Annotated in this window: 3 protein-coding genes and 3 pseudogenes; 1 reads left to right on the forward strand and 5 read right to left on the reverse strand. The window is 74.0% G+C overall.

Annotated features, from left to right (window positions below; translation table 11 throughout):
- The 5 genes and pseudogenes from AC2W7J_RS15785 to AC2W7J_RS15805 all read right to left on the reverse strand — a co-directional run.
- On the reverse strand, positions 1–615 hold a 615-nt coding region (locus tag AC2W7J_RS15785), incomplete at its 3' end, for an alpha-(1->3)-arabinofuranosyltransferase domain-containing protein (protein WP_485983571.1).
- Positions 540–899, reverse strand: a pseudogene (locus tag AC2W7J_RS15790) (alpha-(1->3)-arabinofuranosyltransferase domain-containing protein); the annotation flags it as partial. The pseudogene AC2W7J_RS15790 and the gene AC2W7J_RS15785, both read right to left, overlap by 76 nt.
- A pseudogene (locus AC2W7J_RS15795) lies at positions 893–1,270 on the reverse strand (alpha-(1->3)-arabinofuranosyltransferase domain-containing protein); the annotation flags it as partial. The pseudogenes AC2W7J_RS15790 and AC2W7J_RS15795, both read right to left, overlap by 7 nt.
- Positions 1,271–1,316: 46 nt before the next feature.
- A pseudogene (locus AC2W7J_RS15800) lies at positions 1,317–1,880 on the reverse strand (alpha-(1->3)-arabinofuranosyltransferase domain-containing protein); the annotation flags it as partial.
- Positions 1,877–3,427: a methyltransferase domain-containing protein gene (locus tag AC2W7J_RS15805; protein WP_485983568.1), complete on the reverse strand. Its 1,551-nt coding sequence runs from the start codon at positions 3,425–3,427 to the stop codon at positions 1,877–1,879. The gene AC2W7J_RS15805 and the pseudogene AC2W7J_RS15800, both read right to left, overlap by 4 nt.
- A gap of 114 nt (positions 3,428–3,541) precedes the next feature.
- Here AC2W7J_RS15805 and AC2W7J_RS15810 point away from each other — a divergent pair, with 114 nt between their 5' ends.
- A complete protein-coding gene (locus tag AC2W7J_RS15810) occupies positions 3,542–4,774 on the forward strand; it encodes a glycosyltransferase family 4 protein (protein ID WP_421008372.1) in 1,233 nt (410 codons plus the stop codon).
- The last annotated feature ends 66 nt before the right edge of the window (positions 4,775–4,840 follow it).

Below are 4,840 nucleotides of genomic sequence, written 5' to 3' on the forward strand. Positions count from 1 at the left end.
CGGACCCCCCGGCCGTCGTCGTGACCGCTGCGGGGTCGAGCAGCCCGGTGGCGACGAGCGCGAACCACGCCTCCGGCGCCCCCGGCCACGCCCACGACGCCCGCCCTGCGGCACGACGGACACCGGCGTTGCCGGCACGTCAAGGCGCCAGATGCTCACCTCCTCCGAGCCGTCACCACGCGACCAGACCCGGGTCAGGCCGGGTGATGCCGCGAGGGTGGCGGCGACGCTCTGGGAGTCGACGGCCCCCACGTCGGGGTCGAGACCACCCCGCACGACGACTCGCGAGATGCCGAGCCGGCGCAGTCCCGTCGCCAGCTGCGGCTGGCGCCTGCCGGTGGCCACGAGCTCGTCGACCTCGTCGAGCACGCGGGTGGCTGCGGGGTGACCGAGCGGCGCGGCGGCACGGGCCAGCACCGGCGACGCGGCGAGCGCCCCAGGGGTTCGTCCGTGCACCCGACCCCACGTGTAGTCCGCGGTGCGAGGCGCCCGGCAGGCACCGACGGGTCGTCCCGCCGTCGCTGGCACGCCATCGTGTCGACCTCGCTCGCCGCGGCGCGCCAGGTCTGCGGCACGTCGGTCGGCGCCCAGGCATCTCCGACGCGGCCGGCCCACACGGGGGCGAGCGAGCCGACGAGGGCGAGGACCGTCGCCACGACGACGAGCTGTCGGACGAAGGGGGTGGCCCCCCGCTCCACGCGCGTCGCCCAGTGCGCGAGCAGCCCCACCCCGATCGCGACGGGCAGCCGGACCAGGAGGTCGGCCTTGTGGACGTTGCGGAAGGGCGCCAGCGGTCCGTCGAGCCACCGCTGCACGATCTCCGCGAGCGGCCGGAGGCCGAGCCGGACCGTCCGACTGCCATGGCGACGACCCCGAGGAGGACGAGTGCCAGGGCCCACCGGGTGAGGTGCGCGCCCTCGCGCTCGGGGCGCCGCCGCACGAGCCCGGCGAGCCCCAGGCCGGCGAGCACCGACGTCGCGATGATCGCGTCGACGGACTGGGCGAGGACCCAGCCGGACTGCCAGGTCGGGTGCTCCCCCGCCGTGAGGATGTAGGCGATCCAGTGGTTGGCGCCGCGCAGCACATTGGTCACCGAGGCCACGGCGGTCGTCGTCGAGGCGACCTCGATGTGGTCGAGGAAAGGGTAGGAGTAGCGGCCGAGCACGAGCAGCGGCCCGAGCCACCACGCAGCCCCCGCTGCCGCACCGAGGCACCACCACGCGAGCGCGCGCACGCGGCGCCGCCCGGCGGGAGCGAGCAGCAGCCACATGGCTGCCGGCACGAGCGCGACGAGCGAGACGGTCGCCGTTGACCCCGCCGAGGCACGCGGCGAGCAGCCCGGTGACCACGGCCATCCGACGCCGGTCACCGGCCGTCGTTCCGGGGGCGACCCCCTTCGCCGCCGCGAGGATCAGCCACGGCGCGACCGCCTGCGGCCAGACCTCGACGAGATCTCCGACAGGACGGTCAGTACCCGGGGCGGACAGCGCGAAGGCGCCGCCGACGAGCAGCGCGGGGACCGTCGGCAGGCCCGCGAGACGCCGGGCCACCCGCTCCGCACCGACGAACCCGACGACGAGCAGAAGCGTCCACCACACCCGCTGCACCGCCCAGCCGGGGGCGCCGACCGCGTCGCCGAGCAGGAAGACCGGCCCCATCGGGAAGAGGTAGCCGTAGGCCTGGTTCTGCAGCTCGCCGATGCCGGTGTGGTCGTTCCAGGCCCACAGGGCACGGCCGAGGTAGCGCGCCGGGGAGAGCACGAGATCGGTCTTGGTGTCCGGCTGGAGCGTGCCCGGCGCGACGAGCCAGGGCAGGACGGCGACGAGCAGGGTCGCGGCGAGGCGCTGGAGGCGTCCCCTGACCGCCTCGACCGCGGTCATCGGCGACGCAGGACGAGCAGGAGGTTCCACGTGACGACCTCGCGCAGACCCGGCACCCGCAGGACGGCCGCGAAGGCGTCGGGCAGGTAGCGCGGCCGGGCCACGAGAACCTGCGCGTCCGCCCCCTTCGCCCAGTCGAGGCCCTGGCGCACGCTCACCCGATGGAGGGTCTCGCCGACGCGGTTCTTGGGCAGGTGCCCGTGCTTGCGCTCGTAGCGGCGGATCGCCCGCTCGCCGCCGAGCCAGTGCCACGGGGAGGTCTCGTGCCCACCCCACGGGGAGAGCCAGTTGGTGTACGACAGCAGGACGACACCACCGGGCCGGGTCACGCGCAGCATCTCGTCGGCCACGGCCTCCGGGTCCGGCACGTGCTCCCACATGTTGCTCGAGAAGACGACGTCGACGCTGCCGTCGGCCAGAGGCAGGCGCAGGGCGTCTCCGACGACTCCCCCGTCACGCACCGACGCGACCGAGGCGTCGTGGTCGACCGGGACGTAGCGCGCGCCCTCGGCACGGAAGGCGCGGGCGAACTCGCTCGGCCCGGCGCCGACGTCGAGGACGGTGCGGCCGGCGAGGTCGGTGTGCTCACGCAGCAGGGCGATCGAGTCGCTCGCGAGGGTCGAGTAGAAGACCTCCGGCTGCGTCTGCTCGAGGAGGAAGGCGCGGAAGAGGCGGACCGACCGGCGCAGCCCACGGCGCTGCATCGGGGCGGGGGTCATCGGCACCCCACCATCATGGACGACGCGCCAGAAGCTGCAGCGTGGGACGGCTGCGCGGTGCCACGACCCGCTGGCCGATGACGAGGGGCACGCTGGCCACCGCCGCCGCGAGCACGGACCTCGAGCCGAGGACACCTCGCGGGCGCTCGCCGGGGCGCCACCGCCCCGAGCGAGGCTCGCGGCGTCGACGCTCAGGCTGTCGAGCAGCAGACGGCGCACCTCGATGTCGACGAAGCCGGCCCGCTCGGCCGCCCGCGCCAGCGAGTCGGCGGTGAAGAAGCGGATGTGCGTCGGGTCCTCGAGCATCCACCAGGCGGCCCCGTAGCGGTCGACACCGCTGCTGTCGCCGGCGGGCGTGATGAAGCTCGCCCGTCCGCCGGTGCGCAGCAGCTCCAGCGACGAGCGCAGCGCGGCGTGCGGATCGGTGACGTGCTCGAGCACGTGGATGCCGTAGACGAGGTCCTGCTCGCCGGGCAGGTCGGTGACGTCCTCGATGCCGCCGGTGCGCAGGTCGCCCTGCGCCCGCACGAGCTCGTCGACGTCGATGCCGAGCTGGTCCGGGTCGACGCCGGCGACCTGTGCCCCGTCGTCGAGGAAGCGGCGCAGCATCGAGCCCGCGCCGAAGCCCACCTCGAAGACCCGGCTCGGCACGCCGTCGCGCACGAGCTCGCGGTAGGTCAGGTCGAGCCGGATGCGGTCGAGGGTCGGCTCGCCGCCGTAGGCGAGGTCGCGGTGGTGCGCCGGGCAGCGCTCGAGGTCGCGCTCGAGGTGGCCGCAGCGCTCGCAGCGCTCGACGACGCAACCTCCGCGCAGCGCCTGGCCGCGCACGGGAGCGCCGCACATCTCACACCGGCGATCGGGGCCTACGCCTACCGTTGGGTAACTCACGGCGTTAGCCTATCCGTCGGCCCGTGACACCCACGTGGCCGGCAAGGAGCGATGATGACCCAGAGCACGACCACCCCGACGCAGCGGCTGCGGGTGCTCTACCTGTCCTGGCGTGACCGCGAGAACCCCGAGGCGGGTGGCGCCGAGACCTTCACCGAGCGCACCTCCGAGGTGCTCACCCAGCAGGGTCACGAGGTGACGATCTTCACCGCCGCCTTCGCCGGGTCGAGCCCGCGCACTCGGCACGGTGACGTCGACGTCGTGCGTCGCGGGTCGAAGTTCAGCGTCTACCTCCACGGCATGTGGCACGTGCTGCGCCACCGCGACGACTACGACGTCATCCTCGACGTGCAGAACGGCGTGCCCTTCTGGGCCCCGCTCGTCGCCGGCCGCACCCCGGTCGTCAACATCGTCCACCACGTCCACCGGGACCAGTGGGCCGCGGTCTTCGGGGCCAAGGTCGCCCGCCTGGGGTGGTTCCTCGAGTCCCGGGTCGCCCCCTTCGTCTATCGGCGCAGCCGCTACGTCACGGTCTCCAAGTCCACCCGCAGCGAGCTCGAGGACCTCGGCGTCGACCCCGGCCGCGTCGACCTCGTCTACTCCGGCAACGACCGCCCCTCCGACCTCGACGGTTATGCCCGGCTCGAGCGCACCGAGGTGCCGACGATGCTCTTCCTCGGGCGGCTCGTGCCCCACAAGCACGTCGAGCAGGCCGTCGACATCCTCGCCTCGCGGGCGATGACCCACCCCGACCTCGAGCTGCACGTCGTCGGCGGCGGCTACTGGGAGGACGCCATCGCCGAGCACGCGCGTGCCCGCGGCGTCGCCGACCGGGTCCACCTGCACGGCTTCGTCGAGGAGAGCCGCAAGCACGAGCTGCTCGCCCGCGCCTGGGTCGTCGTCATGCCCTCGCACAAGGAGGGCTGGGGCCTGACGATCGTCGAGGCCGGCCTGCACGGCACGCCCGCCGTCGCCTACGAGTTCGCCGGCGGCCCGAGCGAGTCGATCGTCCACGGCCGCACCGGCCTGCTCGCCGACTCGGTGAGCGAGTTCGAGGACCACGTCATTCGCCTCGTCGACGACCACGCGCTGCGCCGCGAGCTCGGCCGCACCGCACGGCTCTACGCGAGTTCCTTCGACTGGGGGCGCACCGGCCGACGTCTGGAGTCGGTGATCCGCTCCGTGCTCGGTCTCGCCGACCGCTACCAGGACGACGTCATCGACCTCGACGCCCTCATCTCCTCCCGCCCCGAGGGCACGGCGCGCCTGGCGGCCGTCGCCTCCTGAGCCTCCGGCCCACCCCGGGCACGACAAGGGGGCGTCGCCTCGACGCTAGCTGGATACCCCTTATCG

This window comes from Janibacter sp. CFPM2_SD2 (assembly GCF_057364645.1).